This window comes from Kurthia sp. ISK08, from assembly GCF_046159805.1.
Taxonomy (GTDB): Bacteria; Bacillota; Bacilli; order Bacillales_A; family Planococcaceae; genus Kurthia; species Kurthia gibsonii.
On record NZ_JBJXHL010000002.1, the window covers coordinates 47,533 to 69,518 of the forward strand.

At 35.0% G+C, this 21,986-nt stretch carries 20 protein-coding genes; 12 read left to right on the forward strand and 8 right to left on the reverse strand.

The genetic code is table 11. The features are described 5' to 3' along the window. The first annotated feature begins 31 nt into the window (after positions 1–31). On the forward strand, positions 32–1,279 hold the full coding sequence (gene dcm / locus ACKVQX_RS03880) for a DNA (cytosine-5-)-methyltransferase (protein ID WP_121177814.1): 1,248 nt from the start codon (positions 32–34) through the stop codon (positions 1,277–1,279). Positions 1,280–1,320: 41 nt separating this feature from the next. Here the strand turns inward: dcm and pepF are convergent, their stop codons facing one another. From pepF to ACKVQX_RS03900, 4 genes are all read right to left on the reverse strand, one after another. Then, the gene (gene pepF / locus ACKVQX_RS03885) at positions 1,321–3,126 is read right to left on the reverse strand and encodes an oligoendopeptidase F (protein WP_409136040.1); all 1,806 of its coding nucleotides are present in this window, start codon (positions 3,124–3,126) and stop codon (positions 1,321–1,323) included. Positions 3,127–3,193: 67 nt separating this feature from the next. Further along, on the reverse strand, positions 3,194–3,493 hold the full coding sequence (locus ACKVQX_RS03890; protein WP_068451745.1) for a hypothetical protein: 300 nt from the start codon (positions 3,491–3,493) through the stop codon (positions 3,194–3,196). Between the two features lie 108 nt (positions 3,494–3,601). Next, positions 3,602–4,864: a dicarboxylate/amino acid:cation symporter gene (locus tag ACKVQX_RS03895; RefSeq protein WP_087680429.1), complete on the reverse strand. Its 1,263-nt coding sequence runs from the start codon at positions 4,862–4,864 to the stop codon at positions 3,602–3,604. Positions 4,865–4,985: 121 nt separating this feature from the next. Then, complete coding sequence (locus tag ACKVQX_RS03900; protein ID WP_335339058.1) at positions 4,986–5,909, reverse strand: ketopantoate reductase family protein; 924 nt, start codon at positions 5,907–5,909, stop codon at positions 4,986–4,988. Between the two features lie 100 nt (positions 5,910–6,009). Here ACKVQX_RS03900 and ACKVQX_RS03905 point away from each other — a divergent pair, with 100 nt between their 5' ends. Further along, positions 6,010–6,633, forward strand: coding sequence for a Bax inhibitor-1 family protein (locus ACKVQX_RS03905; RefSeq protein WP_121177822.1), 624 nt, complete (start codon positions 6,010–6,012; stop codon positions 6,631–6,633). A gap of 128 nt (positions 6,634–6,761) precedes the next feature. Then, the gene (locus ACKVQX_RS03910; protein ID WP_068451755.1) at positions 6,762–7,049 is read left to right on the forward strand and encodes a hypothetical protein; all 288 of its coding nucleotides are present in this window, start codon (positions 6,762–6,764) and stop codon (positions 7,047–7,049) included. A 79-nt stretch (positions 7,050–7,128) separates the two neighbouring features. On the opposite strand, the gene ACKVQX_RS03915 is transcribed toward ACKVQX_RS03910, so the two are convergent. From ACKVQX_RS03915 to ACKVQX_RS03925, 3 genes are all read right to left on the reverse strand, one after another. Beyond that, a complete protein-coding gene (locus tag ACKVQX_RS03915) occupies positions 7,129–7,749 on the reverse strand; it encodes a glucosaminidase domain-containing protein (protein ID WP_068451758.1) in 621 nt (206 codons plus the stop codon). 62 nt (positions 7,750–7,811) lie between these two features. Continuing rightward, entirely contained in the window at positions 7,812–9,032 is a 1,221-nt protein-coding gene (locus ACKVQX_RS03920) for a GGDEF domain-containing protein (RefSeq protein ID WP_068451761.1), read from the reverse strand. 181 nt (positions 9,033–9,213) lie between these two features. Then, positions 9,214–10,479 (reverse strand): NAD(P)/FAD-dependent oxidoreductase, encoded by a 1,266-nt coding sequence (locus ACKVQX_RS03925; protein WP_068451763.1) that lies wholly within the window; start codon positions 10,477–10,479, stop codon positions 9,214–9,216. A 126-nt stretch (positions 10,480–10,605) separates the two neighbouring features. On the opposite strand from ACKVQX_RS03925, the gene ACKVQX_RS03930 reads away from it, so the two are divergent. Together ACKVQX_RS03930 and ACKVQX_RS03935 are read left to right on the forward strand one after the other, a co-directional pair. Further along, a complete protein-coding gene (locus ACKVQX_RS03930) occupies positions 10,606–12,216 on the forward strand; it encodes a polysaccharide biosynthesis protein (protein ID WP_068451765.1) in 1,611 nt (536 codons plus the stop codon). Positions 12,217–12,224: 8 nt separating this feature from the next. Next, positions 12,225–12,938, forward strand: a complete 714-nt coding sequence (locus ACKVQX_RS03935) for a pseudouridine synthase (RefSeq protein ID WP_409136041.1) — start codon at positions 12,225–12,227, stop codon at positions 12,936–12,938. A gap of 151 nt (positions 12,939–13,089) precedes the next feature. On the opposite strand, the gene ACKVQX_RS03940 is transcribed toward ACKVQX_RS03935, so the two are convergent. Further along, positions 13,090–13,311: a DeoR family transcriptional regulator gene (locus ACKVQX_RS03940; protein WP_068451771.1), complete on the reverse strand. Its 222-nt coding sequence runs from the start codon at positions 13,309–13,311 to the stop codon at positions 13,090–13,092. A 570-nt stretch (positions 13,312–13,881) separates the two neighbouring features. On the opposite strand from ACKVQX_RS03940, the gene ACKVQX_RS03945 reads away from it, so the two are divergent. The 7 genes from ACKVQX_RS03945 (at position 13,882) to ACKVQX_RS03975 (ending at position 21,589) form a co-directional block, all read left to right on the forward strand. Then, positions 13,882–16,227, forward strand: coding sequence for a right-handed parallel beta-helix repeat-containing protein (locus ACKVQX_RS03945; protein WP_409136042.1), 2,346 nt, complete (start codon positions 13,882–13,884; stop codon positions 16,225–16,227). A 159-nt stretch (positions 16,228–16,386) separates the two neighbouring features. Next, positions 16,387–17,253: a D-amino-acid transaminase gene (gene dat / locus ACKVQX_RS03950; RefSeq protein ID WP_068451777.1), complete on the forward strand. Its 867-nt coding sequence runs from the start codon at positions 16,387–16,389 to the stop codon at positions 17,251–17,253. Positions 17,254–17,335: 82 nt separating this feature from the next. Further along, complete coding sequence (locus ACKVQX_RS03955) at positions 17,336–18,322, forward strand: NERD domain-containing protein (RefSeq protein ID WP_087680420.1); 987 nt, start codon at positions 17,336–17,338, stop codon at positions 18,320–18,322. Between the two features lie 2 nt (positions 18,323–18,324). Continuing rightward, positions 18,325–19,239 (forward strand): diacylglycerol/lipid kinase family protein, encoded by a 915-nt coding sequence (locus ACKVQX_RS03960; protein WP_409136043.1) that lies wholly within the window; start codon positions 18,325–18,327, stop codon positions 19,237–19,239. Between the two features lie 58 nt (positions 19,240–19,297). After that, the gene (gene trmB / locus ACKVQX_RS03965) at positions 19,298–19,951 is read left to right on the forward strand and encodes a tRNA (guanosine(46)-N7)-methyltransferase TrmB (RefSeq protein WP_068451785.1); all 654 of its coding nucleotides are present in this window, start codon (positions 19,298–19,300) and stop codon (positions 19,949–19,951) included. Between the two features lie 79 nt (positions 19,952–20,030). Beyond that, the gene (locus tag ACKVQX_RS03970) at positions 20,031–20,648 is read left to right on the forward strand and encodes a hypothetical protein (protein ID WP_087680418.1); all 618 of its coding nucleotides are present in this window, start codon (positions 20,031–20,033) and stop codon (positions 20,646–20,648) included. An 80-nt stretch (positions 20,649–20,728) separates the two neighbouring features. After that, entirely contained in the window at positions 20,729–21,589 is an 861-nt protein-coding gene (locus tag ACKVQX_RS03975) for an MBL fold metallo-hydrolase (protein ID WP_409136044.1), read from the forward strand. Positions 21,590–21,986: the final 397 nt, after the last annotated feature.

Genomic DNA, 21,986 nt, shown 5'->3' on the forward strand with positions numbered 1-21,986 from the left:
AGAGATTAAAATAAGAAAGGATGTTCGCCTTATGAAACAAACAATTAATGTTGTTGAACTATTTGCAGGCGTTGGCGGCTTCCGTTTAGGTTTAGAAAAAGCAAATAAGCAGTTATTTAAAACGGTTTGGGCAAATCAATGGGAACCTTCAAAAAAGGTACAACATGCATTTGATTGCTATACACATAATTTTAAAGAAGGCTATGCAAGTAATGAAGATATTACAAGTGTACCAGATGAAACATTTCAAAATTTAAATATAGATTTACTTGTAGGTGGATTTCCTTGCCAAGATTATTCTGTTGCTCGCTCTTTATCAAAAGAAGAGGGGATTAAAGGGAAAAAGGGTGTTCTTTTTTGGGATATAAAACGTGTGTTGGAGAATTCACACCCTAAATATGTTCTACTTGAAAATGTTGATCGCTTATTAAAATCGCCATCTAAACAACGTGGGCGTGATTTCGCAGTTATGTTAGCCACATTTAGAGATTTGAACTATATTGTGGAGTGGCGAGTAATTAATGCAGCTGAATATGGTCATGCGCAAAGAAGAAGAAGAGTCTTTATTTTTGCTTATAAAGAAAATTTAGATTTTGCTAAAAAACAGTCAGTTCATTCACAAGATGAATTAATCTATGAAAAAGGCTTCTTTGCACAAACTTTTCCTGTTCAAAGAGAAGCATATAAAAATCGTCGTATGAGTGTTACTCTCCCAGAAGATATTGTTGATATTTCTGATAATTTTTCATTTGAGTTCCATTTAGCTGGGAGAATGGAAAAAGGGAATGTACATACAATTCATACAATCCCGCAATTACAGCGAGCTATTCCATTAGGTGAAATACTTGAGAATGAAGTGGATGAAAAATATTATTTAACAGAAGCACAAATTGAAAAGTTTGCTTATTTAAGAGGTCCAAAAAAAATTGAACGAACATCTGCTGATGGACATAAATATATATTCTCAGAAGGTGGAATGTCACCCGTTGATGATTTAGCTTTACCAGGTAGAACAATGTTAACGAGTGAAGCCTCTGTTAATCGTAGTACTCATATTGTAGAAATAGATGGTAGAAAGCGATTTTTAACGCCAGTAGAATGTGAAAGATTAAACAGTTTTCCAGACAATTGGACAGCGAATATACCTGAAAGAATGCGTTATTTTACAATGGGCAATGCATTAGTTGTAAATTTAGTGAAAGATATGGCTAAAACAATTGAAAAAATAGAATCTCTTGAACAAGTTACTGATACACAATTAGAATTACATTTAAATTAACAAAACCCGTAACGATTGCAGTCGTTACGGGTTTTTTTTGTTTATGCTTTTTCCAACTCCTCCGTTAGTTCTTCCAACTGTGTAATCAGTTGTCCGATATAAGCGATGGTGTTGCGGAGTGGTTCATCTGTTGATACGTCAACGCCTGCCATTTTAGCGAGTTCTTCAGGTGTGGCTGTGCCACCTGCTTGTAGAACGCGTAGCCAGTCGTCTACGGCGTTTTCGTCTTTATGGATGATTCTTTGTGCTACTTGTGTGGCAATCGTTAAACCAGCGCTATACGTGTACGGATATAAGCCCATATAGTAATGTGGTTGGCGCATCCATGTGCGTTCAGCACCTTCATTGATAAGGATATCCTCACCCCAGAATTGTTCAAGCACTTGACGTTTTAATTCATTAAGGCGTTTCGCTGTGACAGCACCACCTGCATCAACAATGCGATATACTTCACGCTGATAAGCTGCTTCTAATAAGTGTGTCACAAAGTTATGGTAATACGTTTTTGATACCATATTTGAAATAATCCAGCGTTTAAAACGAAGGTCGTCTTTTGTTGTAACGAGGTGTTCTGCGACTAGCAGTTCATTCAATGTTGAAGGAGCTTCTACAAAGTAACGTGATACACGTCCGTCAAAAACATTTTGTTTTTGATATGCTTGTTGGAAATGCCCGGCATGTCCTAGCTCATGTGCGAGTGTAAACACATTACTCATATGATTATTCCATGACATCAAGATGTACGAGTTTGCGCCATAAGGGCTTGCACAAAATGCGCCTGTTCGTTTGCCTTCATTCGGTGCATAGTCAATCCAGCGCTCATCATATGCACGTTGTAACATCTTTGTATAGTTTTCACCCATTGGTTGTAATGCTTCTAAAATCATTTTTTCGGCTTCTTTTTTCGTAACAGTCGGTTCATACTCAGGATCTAGTGAGATTTTTAAGTCAGCAAAAGTCATTTGGTCGAGTCCATGCACTTTTTGAAGTAACTTAGCATAGCGGCGCATATGCGGTGCTAATTCGTTCATAATGACATCAATTTGTCTGTGGTATAAATCTTCCGTCACCTTTTGTTCGTGGAGTAGAGAATGGAAGACAGAATCAAAACCACGTAAATCCGCCATACGTTTTTCAATTTGTACTTGTGTATCATAGGCTTTTGCGGTTGTTGCTTCATAATCACGCAATTTTCCGTAAAATGTTTGGAAAGCTGCATGACGTTTACTGAAGTCGACTTCTTGTTCCCAATTATTTTCAAATGAGCTATAGCTTAATGGGAACTGTTCACCGTCTACGTCAACATCAGGGAAGCGAAGGTCGAGTGCTTTTGTTGTATTATAGAGTGCATAAGGTGCATCAAAAGCGACATTAAGTGAGGCGAATGCTTTTTCGACTTCTGGGTGTAATTGGTACGGTTGATTACGTAAGATGTCTTCTACAAAATGTTTTAAGTGAGGAACTTGTTCAACTGCTTCGTTCAATACGTCCTCAGATGTACTTAGTAATGTTGTTTTGAAAAAAGATGTCTTACTAAAGAGAGTCGCCGCCACTTGATTCATGCGAGAGACACGTGCTTGCGCCGCTTCATCGCCTTGGTTTGTTTCCCATGAGAGATTGGCATATGTATGCACAATCACAAATTGCTCAAAGATTTTTTCGTAATCTTTTAGTGCTTGTGCAATCGATGTAGCAGCGTTTAAGTGATCTTCATAATTTACTTGGAATTGATGTACAGCTTCTAACAATACCTCAACTCTTTCATTAAACTCATCTTCATCTTTGACTAAACGTGTTAAATCCCAAGTTTCTTCTAACGGCACAGCTTCACGAACAGGTAATTTCATATCACTTCACTCCTTATATTTAGTCTTTTCATTATATTCTAAATATTTCGGATTGTGAAGTAAATGATTACAGTCGACGAATTGAATATTTCCCGAGCAATAAATCAATGAAGTAAAGAATTGCGATACATAGATGAATACCCCACCCAAGTATAGGAATCCATGTGAAACAAGTTAAGAAAATCGCAATGATTGGAACTACTTTTGATTGGATTGTCCCCATACGAACGATGAGTACAATGGCATGAATGACAAGAGCAACCCATACAGTTGCATAGCCAGTAGCAAGTACTGTAGCTCCTCCTACAATTGGAATTGCGAGATAGGCTTCATATAAAAAAGCGATTAATGTCGTTACAAAAAACATACACATCCATCCTTTCGTTAGTACATATACGAATGACTTTGAATTTTGTTTCAAGGAGGAAAAGAAAAAAATCGCACCGAAGCGCGATTTTTCTCTCTAACTCTTCGTTTACGATTTTGCAAAATCATCTTCTCCAGATTCGTAAACATCGTCAAATACCTCACCTTTATTTTCTTCACTTGTTGTTACATAGAGCGTACATGCTAGGTCACCTGTTGAATTTACCATCGTACGTGTCATATCGAGTAGACGATCAATACCGATGATTAAAGCAATACCTTCTACAGGTAAGCCAACCGCTGTTAATACCATAGCAAGCATGATAAGACCAGCGCCTGGAACAGCGGCAGTTCCAATACTTGCGAGTACAGCTGTTAATACGACTGTAATTAGTGCTGTAATGGATAAATCAACCGAGAAAACTTGTGCAATAAAGATTGTTGCAACCCCTTGCATAATCGCAGTTCCATCCATGTTAATCGTTGCACCGAGTGGTTGTACGAATGAACTAATTGAACGAGGGACGCCAAGTTTTTTCTGCGCAATTTCCATAGCGACAGGTAGTGTAGCGCTACTACTTGATGTACTAAACGATACAGCCATTGCAGGCGAATACGTTTTAATTACCTGTACTGGATTACGTTTCGCTAAAAACTTCATAGCACCGCCGTAAACGAAGAAGAAGTGGACAGCAAGTGCAAGCAATACAACAAGCATGTATAAGAACATTGCTTTTAATGCACTAAATCCGAGTTGACCAACTGCAGAGGCGATTAAACCGAATGTACCAAACGGTGCAAACTTCATGACAAGGTTGACTAAGAACATCATAATTTCGTTTCCTTGTTCCATTAGTTTTGCAATACCCTCTACTTTTTTACCTAAATAGCTAATTGCAAAGCCGATGAAAACAGCGAAGAAGATAATTTGTAGCATTGCGCCTTCTGCCATTGCAGCAATTGGATTAACTGGAATGATACCGAGGAATGTCTCTGATGCGGGCGGTGCTTTTGTTGGTTCATAGTTTAAATTATCTGTTTGAAAAGTTCCAGCAAGACCTGGTTTTAAAATCAGTGCTAAAACAATTCCGATTGTAATCGCGATAGCTGTTGTTGTTAAAAAGAATGTAATCGTCTTAATGCCAATTCTGCCCAGTTTTTTAGGATCACCAATATTCGCAACACCTGTCACAATCGAGAAGAATACAAGTGGTACAATCACCATCTTAATTAAGTTTAAGAAAATTGTGCCAAGTGGTGTAAATAAATAACCATCTAAAGGTTTAAAAATACTCGGAAAAAAGGCGTTAATGACAACACCTACAATAGCCCCTAATGCAAGTGCAATTAAAATACGTTTTGCTAATTTCATCCATTCATCCCCTTTATGTAAAAATAAAATAAGCATTACATTTCTCTATGTATGATATAAAGAAAAATAATGCTTACTGTTATATTATAATAAAACAAAAGGAAATGAAAGTGCTTTCATGCTAATAATTTGATTCTTTTGCCTGGATAATTGCGTAAAGTTTATCATTCGTTGGTGTAGCAATTTGATGTTTTACACCTAATTTTCGGATTGTTCCTGCAAAAAGTGGTAGCTCGCTTTTTCTTTTTGCGTCGACATCCTGTGCCATGGAAGGTTTTCCTTCTGGGTTAAGCGTTGCTAGAATATCAAGCCAATAAGCTAAATCTTTTTCGGATAGTGCGATTCCTTCTGCTTGTCCAATTTTGATTACTTCTCGCATGGCACTAATCATCATATCGCGCGCTTCACCTTCGATTTGAACATCATGGAATGTACCTTCAATTGCAGCAACAGTTTGGTTCACACCAACATTTAACATGAATTTCCCCCATAAGCGATGGCGCATTTGTGGATCGACTTCATAAGGGAATTCCGTTTCATCGAAGAATTTTGTAACGGTATGTAAGCGTTCAAGTTCCATTCCTTCCAAGTCTGCCCCGATGCAAAGTAAGCCTTTATTGACATAAGTCATATGGTTGCCTGTTTTTAAAGCATCCATTCCTTGTGCTACACAATATAGTGTATGTTCGACACCGAAAACTTTTGCAATTTCTTCTTCACTAATAATGCCATTTAATACAGAGAGAATAATCGTTTGTTTTTGTACGATTGGACGAATTATCTCAATGGCTTCAGATAAACCATCAAACTTTGTTGCGATTAAAATCAAATCTGCTGGTGTCGCTTGTTCAGGTGTTACATAATGGAATGTACAAGGTTTGCCATTACAAAAAATACCGTCTCGTTTATAGCGTTCAATGCGTTTAGCATCTGCAATTACTTCTACACATTCTTTTGGTAAACGTTTTGAAAAATGTTCTGCATACAGTACACCAAGTGCACCAAGCCCTACAATTGCTACTTGTTGAATTTTCAATTGACCCACTCCTAAATTATGTCATAAAAGTATCATAACAAATTTTTTGATGAAAAATGAAACAAATCGGGTATAAAAACAGTAAGTAAGGTAATGGAGGCGAACGCCGATGGAAAAACAACAATTCAATAAAGTGCTACAATTCTTCACAGTATTATGGGTTTTTACAATTATTGGATTATTAATAGGGACTGTATTACCACAAGTCTTTATATTACCACTTAGCATTGTGACGTTAATCTTACTAATTGCGATGATGTTTAGTCGTACAATGAGAAGATTAGGAAGATTCATATCGATTATTGTCGCAACATTAGTCGGTATTACATTTTATAGTGCATTAAATTTTTATCTAGGTGCATTAGGTGGAGGAGTGGTCTTACTCATTTTAGGGACGACTGCCATCATCTTCATCGCAGCCGGTTTATATGGTTACTATACAAAACGAGACTTTACGAATAAAGGAAGTATCTTATTCATCTTATTAGTTGGTTTAATCGCATTCTCAATCATCGCGATTTTTGTGAAATTCTCATCAGTTGTGTGGATTTTTGTTAGTGCATTAGGTGTCATTGTATTTACTGTTTATACAATTTTCGATATGAACCGAATTGCAAAACAACCAATTAAAGATGAAGATGTACCGATGATTGCACTAAATTTATATTTAGATTTCATTAACTTATTCCAATATCTATTAAGTCTTGTGTACAATATTCGTCGCACATTTTAAATGAAGGCGAGTTGTTATAGGTCTGACAACTCGCTTTTTTCTATGAAAAAGTTGCGTTTTTTAATAGATTTCATTATTGTTTGTAATAAGGATGTTTATAGTGTGGTTGTGGAAGTGGAGGAAAGCATATGATCAATTCAAAAAAACAAAGTGTTACAGAGAATACGATTACATATCATTATCCATTTATTGATTTAGAAAAAAAGAAAGTAGAAGCGAAGGTAACGGTTGATCAGCAGATGTATTTATCTGTAGCTGTTGATTTATCAAATGGGGTTATTCAGATTGAAAAGAACGCAGCAGACTTTGAATTAGCTTTGACAGACGATCAAAAGATAATTGAACAGATTAAAACAATGGCGGAATTCATGATTTTTAATCAAATTGATAGCTATTCAAAGACGTTTTTAAGTTAGCTTGCATATATACATAAATAAAAAGGAAGATGAGCCAACGCATTGAGCGAGGTTCTTCTTCCTTTTGTGCTTATAGAAGTTAGTTCTTCGATTCATCATATTTTTGTAAGTTATACTGCTGAATCATCGCATTTAATTTTTTATTATACTTTGTGTCGGTAGCATAACTACCTGTTAATGCTTCTGTTGCTTCTTGATAGGTAGAAGCGGAAGACTTGAATGTTTTTTTATAAAATTTCTTGTTCCATGAAGTGCCGTTCTTTAAAAGTGTTGCATAATCTTTCATGCTCTCTTCGTAAGAATTGTACTTTCGAAATGCAGCATCAATGGTACGTAAATTCCCTTTACCATCATCTTCTTGAGTAGGTAGTAGAACACTTTCACCTTTATACGTTCCTTTAATTCCAAAAAGATTGTAATTGGGTGCACTAGCAAGTTCACTGTTTCCGGAGTTACTTTCGAGTGTTGCTTGTGCAATCATAACAGAAGCGTATAAACCATAGCGGTCTGCAATTTTTTGAGCAGTTGGTGCAATTTTTTTGATAAATTCTTTTTCTGTGTAACCGACTTTCTTTGATTCTACTGGTTTAGGTTGTGCTTCGTTATTAAATATAAGTGTTTTAACTAATAACACGACACAAAAAATAAAAAGACTAAGAGCAATAATAATTCCAATGAGTAATTGTGAAGCTTTTCGCATGTTGATCTCCTTTTATTTTACGCGATTACAATTAAAACGTTTATAAACATAAAAAGTTCCGTTTATTGACATTGTGCAATAGAGTCTGGCATAGAAATAATCTTCCCATTTTCCATTAAAACAAAATCATTTTTTGTTGAATGTTTTACCATATATTGAGCTTCGTCAGCATGTAATATGCAAGTATTCATATCATCTACATGTATAATAGTCTGTGAATTCCCACCAATACTAAAAGTTAAATAATCGGCAGTTTCAGAAGCTACATGTTGGATGTGGTATGAATTAATCTGGTTTAAAAATTGCTTATAAAATCGATGTACTTCATTCTCTGTATGATTTTGAAGGAGTACTAAAAACTCTTCTCCACCCCAACGTGAAGCAAATCGATTCGGACCTGCACATAAATCATGTAGTGTAGAAGCGACTTTTGCAAGTACGATATCTCCATACGCATGTCCATAGTAATCATTATATTTTTTAAAACAATCAATATCAATCATGAGCACGGTCATTTTACAAGGAAGTTGTGTTTGTAAATAATCTAAATGATGTAAATAGCCGCGACGATTTGATAAATTAGTTAATTCATCTGTATAAGCAGCAGCTCTAAGTTCTTTTGTTAACATTTTTGATACTTGCTTTTCTTCAACAAGACGTTGATTTTGCTCTAAGTGTTGTTTCATAATACGATAATTTAAGTAATTTAAAGAGAGTGTTAAAATAGTAATTAATAGTAATAAGATTAAATTAAATTGTCCGTATGTAATAAAGTTTGAGTTGAAAATAATAGCTATACTAAGTAAAATTGTGCAAAATAAAATCGGAATCATCGTTTTTCTGAGAGGTATAATTACAACACATGAACATAAGAAAGCATAGACTAAGTAAATCACAATTTGTCCATGTAATTGTTGGTCATAATTTGAAATATAGCAACTGCTCAAAAGGGTAATCCAAACGTATAAAAAGATGATCGCATTGATGTTTTTAGTTTGTTCAATCGAGATTGCCTGTTTTCTTCGATGTTTAAAAGCATAAATTAATGTAAAAATATTAATAGCTATAATAAGAATGTAACAAATAACATATCCTTTGTAGTCTTTAAAATGATATGTAGTATGTGTGTGTGCATATAAGTTAATAAAAAAAATAGCGGAAAGCATAAATAACGAAAATATCGAAACAAGAAATAATCTTTTAATATTTTGTTTGGCAAATTCACGTTGAATATAAATCGATGCTGGAGGCGAATGTGATAAATTCGCAAATAACTTTTTCATGCAATGCACTCCAATTCTTAGTTGTTTACTTATTCCTATAGAATACCATAATATAGAATTTATGTGCTTAAAAAGAATTAAAAACAATATGTTCATATATATAACGTACAAATTTGTGACAGAAATAGATTTTGGCATAAAAAATACGAATCGTATGGAAACGATTCGTACTTAAAAAACGTTAAATAGGGTATGAGAGAGAAGCTGCGCTATCGCCTGCAATATGTCCTGTGACTAGAGCTGCAGTGATATTATAACCACCTGTGTAACCATGTACGTCTAAAATTTCGCCGCAGAAAAATAGACCGTGTTTTTTCTTAGAAGCCATTGTTTGTGGTTCGATTTCTTTCGTAGATACACCACCACCTGTTACAAAAGCTTTTTCAATTGGTTGTGTACCGTAGACAGTCATTTCGAATGCGACAAGTGATTGTGCGAGCGTGCGCGTTTGCTCAGCAGATAAATCCGCTCCTGTTAATGCTTCATCGATATTTGCACGCTGCATTAAAAAAAGTAACCAGCGCTCTGGAACAATGCCTTTCCAGACGTTTTTTAACGCTTTTTTCGGCTCATCTTTTGCCAATTTAAAGAGCATTTGAAAAGCGGATTCAGCATTATGTTCTGGTAAAGCTGCAATGCGCATCGTAACAGGTTTCTGACCATTTTTCTTAAGTTCTTTTACAACATATTGGCTACAACGAAGAATGGCTGGACCACTTAAACCGAAATGTGTAAAAAGCATGTCCATTGTATGTGTTACAATCGGTTTACCATTTTTTTTAAGAATGGATACAGCGGCATCGCGAAGTGCTAAACCTTGAAGTTCTTTTGATTGGATAAAGTCATCATTTGATAGTAAGGGAACTTCTGTTGGATAGAGATCTGTTACAGTGTGTCCAGCTTTTTCAGCCCATGGATAACCGTCACCTGTTGAACCAGTTTGAGGTACAGCTTTACCACCAACTGCGACAATAACTGCTTGTGATTTGATTTCGGTACCATCTTCTAAACGAACGCCAATCACTTTTTCATCGTCCATGAGTAACTTACTTACTTTTGTTAATTTGCGTACTTCGACGTGAAGACGATCAAGTTCGCGTAACAGCGCATCTACAACATCTAGTGCGCGATTTGATACAGGAAACATACGCCCGTGATCTTCTTCTTTTAAAGCAACACCTAGATTTTCAAAGAATGCGATAATATCTTCGTTATTAAATACCGTAAAAGGACTATAAAGAAAGCGGCCGTTACCAGGAATATGTTTAACAATTTCCTCAACAGGTAGGCGGTTCGTTACATTACAACGACCACCTCCAGAAATCGCTAATTTCTGCCCTAGTTTTTTACCTTTTTCAAGCAACAATACTTTTTTACCTTTAGACCCAGCAGCGATTGCGGCCATTAGTCCAGATGGTCCACCGCCAATTACAATTACATCATACATTTTTCTAGCTCACTTTCTTTTTTTATTTTATTATACATGAAATGAAGAAACTATTTGAGTAATTGTATATCGAGTTGTAAACTATAGTTTAGGTTTTATTAGATTTGGACAGAATGGAAGGATTTTATGTCATCATTAATGAAGGGAACTGCCATTCTTACGATTGGTATGTTTTTATCAAAAGTATTAGGTCTTGTATACATATTCCCGTTCTACGCGATTATCGGTCAAGAGAATGTTACACTATATTCTTATGCATATATTCCTTATTCAATTATGTTGTCGATTGCCATTTCAGGAGCACCTGTAGCTGTTTCGAAATTCGTCGCTAAATATAATAGTATGGGTGATTATGAGTCGGGTAGAAAACTCGTCAAGTCGGGTTTAATGATTATGCTTGGAACTGGTATTTTATCGTTTATCGCATTATATTCTCTAGCAACACCGATTGCAGAGTTAGTTATTAAAGATGACGATCAAATTTTCACAGTGCCACAAATTGCGAGTGTGATTCGTTGGGTAAGTTTTGCATTAATCGCAGTACCATTTATGAGTTTATTACGTGGATTCTTCCAAGGTTATAACCATATGTCACCAACAGCAGTATCACAATTAGTCGAACAAATTGTACGAATTGTTGTGCTGTTAGTCGGCTCATTCTTAGTAATGAATGTGTTTGCTGGTCAGGCACAAACAGCAGTATCATTCGCTGTATTCTCAGCATTTATTGGTGCTATTGGTGGTTTATTATGTTTATATTATTACTGGCGTAAATTGAAGCCGGAATTTGATTTGAAGTTAGCTGAGAGTGTCCCGTCTGGAGAACTCAGCTACAAAAAGATTTATAAAGAAGTTATTACGTATTCGATTCCTTACATTTTTGTAGGGGTTGCAAATCCACTATTCCAATTAGTTGATATGTTCACGTTTAACCAAGCGATGTCGAGTATTGGTTTAGCGAAAATTTCAGATAATATTCTTGGCATGTTGAACTTTACTACACATAAGATTGTCATTATCCCTGTTATGTTAGCAACGGGATTTTCAATGGCACTTGTCCCGACAATTACACGTTATTATACGCAAAAACAGCGTGGTGAATTGATTGATGCTGTAGATAAGACATATCAAATTCTATTATTTATCACACTTCCAGCAGTTATTGGTATTTCGATTTTATCGTATGATGTGTATACGATGTTATATGAACCAGATGCAATGGGAGCGAGCGTGTTAGCTCATTATGCACCTGTAGCGATTTTGTTTGCTTTCTTCCAAGTAACAGCGGCATTATTACAGGGGATTGACTATCAAAAGTGGATTATTTTAAGTTTATTAACAGGGATTTTAGTGAAGTTATCCATAAACATCCCAATGATTCAATGGTTAGAAGCAGATGGTGCGATTTTAGCAACAACCATTGGTTATATGGTATCGATTGGTATCAATTTAATTGTTTTAAGTAAAGTATTAGATTACAAACCACAAGTGGTCATTCGACGTTCTATTTTAATTGTTATTTTAACAGCGGTTATGACATTGATTGTATGGCTAACTCGCGAAGGATTATCACTCATTTTACCTGAAGTAGAAACACGCTTTACAGCAATGATTTATATTATTGTCTGTGGTTCTGTAGGTGTGGCTGTTTATGGGTATTTATCACTGCGTATCGGTTTAGCACAAAAATTATTAGGTAGTCGCGTGACGAAAATCGCACGCAAACTAGGTATGTAGGAGGAAATATGCGTTTAGATAAATTATTATCGAATATGGGCTTTGGCTCTCGTAAAGAAGTAAAAGCTTTATTAAAAAGCCAAGTAGTAAAAGTAGATGGGGTTGTTACGAAAGATGTAGCAAAACATGTCGATCCAGAAAAACAAGAAGTGATGGTCTATGGTGAGCGCGTTCATTATCAAGAGTTTATTTACTTGATGATGAACAAGCCGCCGGGCGTTATTTCAGCAACAGAAGATATGTATGATCAAACAGTCATTGACTTGTTAGATCCATTTCATCAACATTTCAAACCATTCCCTGTTGGACGTTTAGATAAGGATACAGAAGGTTTTTTACTCATTACAAACGATGGTCAATTATCACACAATCTTTTGTCTCCGAAAAAGCATGTACCGAAAGTGTATTATGCTCAAATTGAAGGAGAAGTAGTCGAAGCAGATATTGAAGCTTTCGCACAAGGTGTGACATTAGAAGACGGATATCATACAAAACCAGGGAAATTAAAGATTTTAAAAGCTGGGGAACAATCTGAAATTGAGCTCGAGATTTCAGAAGGTAAGTTTCATCAAGTGAAGCGTATGTTCGAGTCAGTTGGTAAAACAGTGACATACTTAAAGCGCTTGTCGATGGGACCACTCGAATTAGATGAAAATTTAGAGCTTGGCGAGTATAGAGAATTAACAACAGAAGAAGTAGAAAAATTAAAACAAAAAGAATGACCTCGCGACGCAGCAGGGTCATTCTTTTTTTACAAGTTCATTTATAGTTGATTTGAGTAATATGAGAAGTTGGCCTCAGCATGTTATTCTTAGGGCTTGTTGGCTTCTCAATACAACGAGTCAGTGTGAGATAAAACTCATTGTAACCTTTCTAAGATGTCATTTTCACTTTTTTACGCGTCGTTGTCCATTTACCTCTAGATGGACTTTCAACTAAGTCATTAAAGGCTAACACATTCAAATCTCTTTGAATGGTGCGAGGAGTGATGCCGAATTCGTCGACTAAATCCTGTGTTGTTACAGTTCCATTATCATGGATGTATTTATACACATCTTTAATACGGTTAAGCATCCGATCAGTTGTTGGTTTCATTGGTGAACCACTCCTTCATCTTATATTCTCAAGACTAGCGGACGATAGAAATTGCGATCTGTAGGCGAAATTTATTTTGCCTTAGACATCTCCCTTTTCGGTTTTTTCGTCAGTATTATCTGACAATCATATTATAACGGATTATGCACTATTTTTCCATAAAAAAGTATAGAAAAAGCTTTTTTTACAATAGCTTTACAGTAAAAGGCGTACGATTATATATTTACATTCAATTAATGTACGTTTTATAGGTGTAAATATACTATTTTTAACGATAGAAAAGTTATTTTATTGTATAATTTAGGTAAAAATTAATATTGTAACGAACAATTATAGTGTGGATAGTGGAAAAGCATTGTAAATAAATATAGTTTGCAATAATTTTAATATAAGTAAAATATAATAGTGATAAAGAGTCCATAAGAGTTTAAGTTGTAGAGACAATATTGACGGGTTATAATGAAAGCTTTAAACTATTAATCTATCTTTAATTCGATTTTCTCGTAAAATGTTTCATGTATTTTTACATAAGAAAATGAGCATATATGAATATGATAAAGGAGAGGACAGATGACAATTCGCATCAATTGGCGCGCTATCTTTCTTTGTGTGTTCACTCTATCATTTGTTGTGCTTGTAAGTGGAGAAGTTGCACAAGCAAAAACATATCAAGTGACACCGAATAGTAAACCGCTTATTAAAACTAAAAATAGTAATCAGCACACTAAACATTATTATCTACTAAAAGGTTATTTAGAACGTATTGAAAAAGAAGGTGGAGGTAAACTTATTTTAAAAAAAGGAACGTATAAAATTTCAAATAACTTATATATTCCTTCAAATACAACACTTGAATTAAAAGATGGAACGAAAGTCCAAAAATATAACCAAACAGGTAAAGCGAATTTTAAAGCAAGTAAATCACTATTCCTTCTTGTACCTTCTCAAACCGTTAAAAAAGGTAAACAGGTGAATGGGTATGCAGGAAGTAAAAATATTACAATTAAAGGGTATGGTAGTGCAACAATAGATTTAGGGAAAATTGAAAAAGCACAGGGGATTGTGAGTGCTCATACAAATAATGTGCGTATAACAGGTATTCAATTTAGAAATAATCACAAAGGCACATTCATTCATATAATAGGTTCAACGAAGCAAAATATTGAAAATAATCATTTTTTATATGCTACAAAACAAACGACAACACCTGCTATTCGATTAGAATCTGCAATGAAGCATGCGGCTGTTTTGAACTATGCATGGATTAAGCATGATCAAGTAACAAATCAGTATGTAACCATATCAAACAATCAATTCGATTCACAGTACATGGCTGTAAGAACGAGTACTTACAACAAAAAAGCACATCAAACAGGAATAATAATTGAAAGTAATCAATTAAAACGTATGAACAATACTTCACTATACTTAATTGGTTGGACCAATCCAATTATTGACCATAATCAGTTTGACGATACGATGGGGAAGGCAAACGCAACAATTGAGTTGCGTGCAGTTCAAACACCTGTTATTCGAAAAAATATGTTTATTCGTTCAAATCAAATGGTTGCATTCCGCACATTATCTGAAAGTTTACAGTTAGGTCTTTCAGCTGCAAAAAATACATTTACACTAGATAATAAACGTGATTTATTAACAAACAAAGCAAGACAAGTAAAGCAAAATATCATCATTTTACCTTCAGGTAGCTATAATCAAACGGGAAATAAAGCAGAAATTATGGATGAAGCAGAATTTCAAAAAGACGTTTATCATGTGAATCATGATACAAAGCCATTAAATCGTACGTATGAATTAAGACCTTCTTACACATCAATGACAAAGGATTATTATGTTTTACGTTCGATTTTTGAACAATTAGAAAAGCAAAACGGAGGAACAGTTTATATTGAGAAGGGTACGTATATGCTTACGAATACATTATTTATACCATCGAATGTGACAGTAGAATTAGAAGATGGTGTTATTTTAAAAAAAGCATTAGAAACAGATGCAACAACAATGCCGCTATCTAATTCGATATTCCAATTAGTTCCACCATCTAAAGCAAATAAAAAAGCTAGTGTCCGAGAGTATGATGGTTCTCAAAATATTAAGATTTATTCACAAGGACGTGCAACAATTGATTTGCAGCATAAATATTTTAGTTTTGGTGTAATTATGGCACATACAAATAATGTGGTATTTAAAAATATCGATTTTCGTAATATGAATTCTGGGCATTTTATTGAATTAGATGCTTCTCAAGATGTATTAATTGATGCGTGTACATTTGAAGACTCTACTCCTTCTGAAAATATGGTGAAAGAAGCAATTAACATTGATACACCTGACCGTGCAACGAAAGGATTTAATTCTGAATGGAGTAGTTTTGACCGTACCCCTGTAAACCGGGTGACAATTCAAGACTCTACTTTTAAAAATATTGACCGTGCAATTGGCACGCACAAATATTCAGGAGAAGGCATAATCAAAGGAGTACATTATGAATCAAAACCTCATAAAGGCATTGTCATCCAAAATAATATATTTATGGACATTCGTAATGATGCAATTCGTGCGATGAATTGGGATGGACCAATTATTTCACAAAACTATTTTAAAAATATTGCAGTAGGACAAGCTGGAAAAAGAGGTATTCTGTCGAGTGGTTCTTATGCGCCACGTTATGAACATAATACATTTGAAAATGTCGGAAGAGCAATGCAATTTCTTCCTTGGCGTAATAATGTGAACGCAGAGGAGTATGAAATTATCTATGATCGACTTGATGAAGAAGCGATTCGCGCGTTAGAAACAAATATAGGAAAAGATTTAGATGAATATTTTATTCGAATTTCTGATCAATATTTAGTTTATACAAATCCGAAAAAGGTAACGATTATAAAACAATAGAATTGACACATACAAGAACCGAACATATATGAACAACTGGCATCCATAACATGTTCGGTTTTGTGTTGGTTAGTTATTTTTTATACAGCATTTAGAGATGATTCGAATCGTATCTTTCACAAAATCAAATTATTTGTCATAATAACTAAGAAGACAGAAATGAGGAAGTGGAAAGTTTTGCGTACAATTTTATTAAATAATCAAATGATACAGGCTGAAGATGCACATATTCACATAGAAGATCGCGGTTTTCAGTTTGGTGACGGAATTTATGAAGTGATTAAAGTTTATAATGGTTCGTTGTTCACAATTAAAGAACATATCGACCGTTTTTATACATGCGCTGAAAAATTACAAATTGTTATTCCTTATACAAAAGATTTACTACACAAAATGTTATATGACTTAGTTGAAGAAAATGAGTTAGAAGTAGGACATGTTTATATGCAAATTACACGCGGTGTAGCAAGTCGTACACATTTTTTCCCGAGTGATGTAGCTCCAACATTTGTCGCATATACACAACAAGGTGATAGACCTCTACAAAATTTACAACGTGGTGTTAGAACAATTTTTGATGAGGATATTCGTTGGTTACGTTGCGATATTAAATCACTTAATTTACTCGGCGCTGTATTGTCAAAGCAAAAAGCACATGAGCAAGGTTGCTATGAAGCGATTTTACATCGTGATGGTGTCATTACAGAAGGTTCTTCTTCGAATATTTTTGGTATTAAAGACGGGGTGCTCTATACACATCCAGTAAATAATTATATTTTGAATGGTATTACACGTCACGTATTACTTCAATGTTGCGAAGAAATAGGTTTACCTGTTGTAGAAGAAGCGATGACTTGTGAACGGGCTTTAGAGATGGATGAATTATTACTTACATCGACTACTTCCGAAGTGACACCCATTATTGAAGTAGATTGTCACCCCATTGCAGATGGCTTACCAGGTGAATGGACACGTCGTTTACAGCAGGCATTTGAATTAAAAGTAAAAACAGCAGTAATGATGTAAATAAATGAGAGATTGTCCGAAATAAATAGCAGGACAATCTCTTTTTTAGAAATGAATGGATGAATGTTAAGGAGAGAATAACATGGCACAACTTATTAAATTACAAGACTATATCTCGAGATATCAAGTTGATGCGACGCGTTATCCAACACAGTATATTCGAATGAAACAGGCGAAGTGGGAACGCATGAGAAAAGAGTGGGAAACGAAACCACTTTTTGAAGAGACATGGGAAGAAGAGGAAGAAATTCTTTGGGAAGATGATGAATCAACACCTAAAAAATTCTTTAAAAAATTAAATCCGTTTAAAAAACGAAAACAAGATTTTGAATATGATGATCATGAAGAAGAAATTTTTGAAAAGCCAAAACAAGAAGAGGAAGAAGATATTGGCTTTGCTTTTGAGCCGAACCTATTGTACCGTCCGCAGACCATTCAAGATTTACGTCGCATGTATTTGGACCAGTTGTTTGGTTTTCAACTAAACTGGGCAAGTACGACGATGCGCGAAAAATCAAATATTGATCCGCGCTATCAAAGAGACGTATTTTTAAAAGAATTATTACAACAGCTACCAGATACTTTCTTTGTATTATATGAACCGATTCTTCTTGTGAAAAAAGCACCTGTAGAACTGGGTATTTTGATTTTGACACCAACAGACTGCTACTGTATTCAAGTGATTGATGCCGAAGAACGTGCGACATTCTCAGGAATTAATACAGATCGCTTTTGGGTGAAACGAATTGGTGAACGAACAAAAAATATTGTCAATCCACTAATTGGTTTGAATCGAATGGAAAGTCTTTTAAAGCCCTTTTTTGAACATCATGATTTACATCTAGGTATTAAAAAAGTTGTTTTATCAAGACGAGGATATATTGATTATCCAGGTTCTTCGTATGGGGTGCAGTTTATTGATCGAAGACATTATGACCAGTGGTTTGAGCAATTAAAAAATCATCGCTCACCGATGAAACACACGCAATTTAGAGCAGCACAATTATTACTAGACCATATGCAAACAACGTCATTTATGCGTGCAGAATGGTTTACAGATGGAGAATAGCGATGGAAGTAGTCATTATTGTGAATGTACAAGCAGGGCATGGTCGTGCTAAAAAACAATGTGAAAAAATTACAAAAGAATTAACGGTTCCTTTTACGCTAGAGAGAACTGCTTACACAGGACATGCAGCGGAGATTGTTGAAAAGCATCTGATAGATAAGCGAAAAATATTATTTATTGCAATTGGTGGGGACGGAACGATGCATGAAGTAGTTGAAGGTGCACATGCCCATTCTCATGCAATTGTCGGTATGGTAAAAGGCGGTTCAGGTAATGATTTTAGTCGAGCTTATCCAACATTTAAAAATGCACAGCAGATTGAACAATTTCTTTTGCGCCATGAAGTCGTTCCGATGGATTTAGGAAAACTCATAAAAGGAACGAAACAGTCTCTTTTTATTAATAATGGTGGATTTGGCTTTGATGCACTTGTCACATATCGCACGAATCAATCTAAATTGAAAAAGCTATTGAACCGGTTCTCTCTCGGTAAAGTAGCTTATGCTTGGATTGTTTTTCAAGAACTAATCCGTTTTACACCATTTGATCTTACAATAAACAATGAAAAAACTTACACATCATGTTATTTTGTCGTAGTAAGTAATCAACCTTATTTTGGTGGAGGAATGAAAATTTCACCTCAATCCAAGGCAGATGATCATTTACTTGAACTAACAATTGTATATAATATTGCGAAGTGGAAATTATTATTAATTTTTGGAACTGTCTTTTTTGGCAAACATACACGGTTTAAAGCAGTACAGCAGATGCAAGCAACTTCTTTTGACGTGACAATTCACGGTGAAGTATATGGACATGTTGATGGCGAATTTATTGACAAAACTGTGTACGGTCAAACAATCCACTACGAAATTATGCCACATGAATGGCAATTAGCAGTGAACACACTTGACTAAATGAATAGTTTCTTTAAAATGAACAGATGATAAGTAAAAAAGAAATGAGGAAATACGCTTGAGACTTAGAAATAATCCAAATGCGCCACAATTTTTAGATGCGCATCCTGAAATAGTTGTACAAAATCCAGAAAATTATCGTGGACGCTGGAATGAATTATTCGGTAATGACCATCCACTACACATCGAAGTAGGAACAGGTAAAGGACAATTCGTTACAGGAATGGCACTTGCTAATCCAGAGGTGAATTATATCGGTATCGAATTATTTGATAGTGTTATGATGAAAGCTTGTGAGAAAGCACTAGATGCAGGTTCACCATCGAATTTACGTCTATTGCGTGTAAATGGTGCAGATTTAGAAAAATATTTTGCAAAAAATGATGTCGATCGTTTATACCTAAATTTCTCAGATCCATGGCCAAAATCTCGTCATGCAAAACGTCGTTTAACACATGAAGGTTTCTTAAAATTATACGAAGCTGTATTAGTCGATAATGGTGAAATTCATTTTAAAACGGATAATCGCGGTTTATTTGAATATTCATTAATTAGTATGACAGACTATGGCATGAAGTTAAAGCTTGTGTCACTTGATTTACATGCGGATAACCCAGCAGATAATATTATGACAGAGTATGAAGAAAAATTCTCTGCAAAAGGTCAGCCAATTTATCGCGTTGAAGCACAATTTATCACAAAAAAAGATTAAATACACAGAAAATAGGTAACGTGATGAATACGTTATCTATTTTTTTTAGGCGATTGTTAACGAACTGGAGGCGTTAGTGATGTATAGGGAACTATCAGTAGAGCATAGTCTATTCATGATTGATCCTATATTGGTCGAAGAATTTCAACAGTATTCACAAGACTACCACGACTTACAACCGGCATTTAATCTGACTCATTCAGAAGTGGATACATGGGCAGCAGCTTTTAATCATTGGTTACTATTAATTAGCCAAGAAGAATGTCTCATCATCGATCATATTAAAACTTTTTCTCATACTGTGAATATTTTTTGTATTCAAGAAATTGAAAAAACCGAAATGTATTTAATGATTCTAGATCGCTTTACAAGAAAAGAACGTTTTGTTGTGGCGTGCTTTTTAACGGATTATGTACACGCTTGGAAACGTAAAATTATGGAGAAACATGCTTATGATGAGATGTTGATGAGGAATTTATGCACTAAAACGTATTATTTAGTAGAAAATATTGAACTTTCTCAGATGACACCAGAATTACAGATTATTCTAGAAAATCAGGCGAAGTTAGTGAAATTACTCGTAAAAGAGATACAAGAGGATTGTGCAATTGAGTGTTGTATTGAGAAGTCTATCATTCAAGCAAAAGCCTTTTTACGCTATCGTTCTCCAAATAAAAATGATGATTTCGCGACTTAAAAAAGAAAATAATTACTTTTTCGAGCTTTTCATGGTAAAATATAGAAGTGAAGTCGAATCATAACAAGGGGGATAAACAGATGGATTCTTACAAATTTCATGATATGACATTAACGTGGCTAAATGGTGGTGTTACATTTTTAGATGGTGGGGCGATGTTTGGGGTAGTACCAAAACCACTATGGTCTAGAAAGTATCCTGTGAATGACAAAAATCAAATTGAATTACCAACACATCCAATTTTGATCCAATATGGTGGTAAAAATTATTTAATTGATTCAGGTGTAGGTAATGGCAAATTCACAGAAAAACAACTACGCAATTACGGTGTAACAGATCAATCACATATTGAAGAAGACCTAGCAAAGTTGAATTTAACACCTGCGGATATCGATTATGTATTAATGACGCATCTTCATTTTGATCATGCATGTGGTTTAACAAAATATGAAGGTGAAAAACTTGTTCCAGTTTTTCCAAATGCGACAATCTACACAACACAAGTAGAATGGGATGAGATGCGTAATCCGAATATTCGCTCACAAAACACATATTGGAAAGAGAACTGGGAGCCAATCGTTCATCAAGTACAGACATATGAAGACAAGTTGGATGTAGCTGAAGGTATTCAAATGATTCATACAGGTGGACATAGTGACGGTCATGCAATTATTCGTCTATCACAAAATGGCGAGACAATTATTCATATGGCAGATTTAATGCCAACACATGCACATCAAAATCCACTGTGGGTACTGGCATATGATGATTATCCAATGACATCTGTTTTTGCAAAAGATGAGCTTGTATCAGAAATTCTTGAGAACGGTTACTTCGTGAGCTTCTACCATGATGCACATAAGCGTCTGATTAAATGGGACCCAACAGGTAAGGAAGTCATTGACGAGCTTATTGTAACAGAGAAAAATCCAGTTCAATAAGTGTAATGGAGCCTGAGACAAAAGTATTTTCAACATAGCAAATCCCGTATGATTTTTCAAAATCATACGGGATTTGTTCGTTCAGATCAATTTCCGCTTCGAAAAACGCTTTCCGCGGGCATGGCTTCAAACTCCTCGTCACTACGTTCCTGTGGGGTTTTCAGCTCATGCTATTCCCGCAGGAGTCGTTTTCTACGCGTTCAATTGATTTGATTATTCGTATTTGAAACATATTATTTTGTTCTGTCCCAGCCTATTTTATAGCTTGAATTCACAATATAAGTGCAACACCAAAAGAGACTTCATCGATTCAAAAAATGGACTGCTTAGAGAGTAATTTGATAGTTTGTCAAATTAAGTGCCACAGTTTTTTTAAAACGCCTCGTATGCAGTTTTT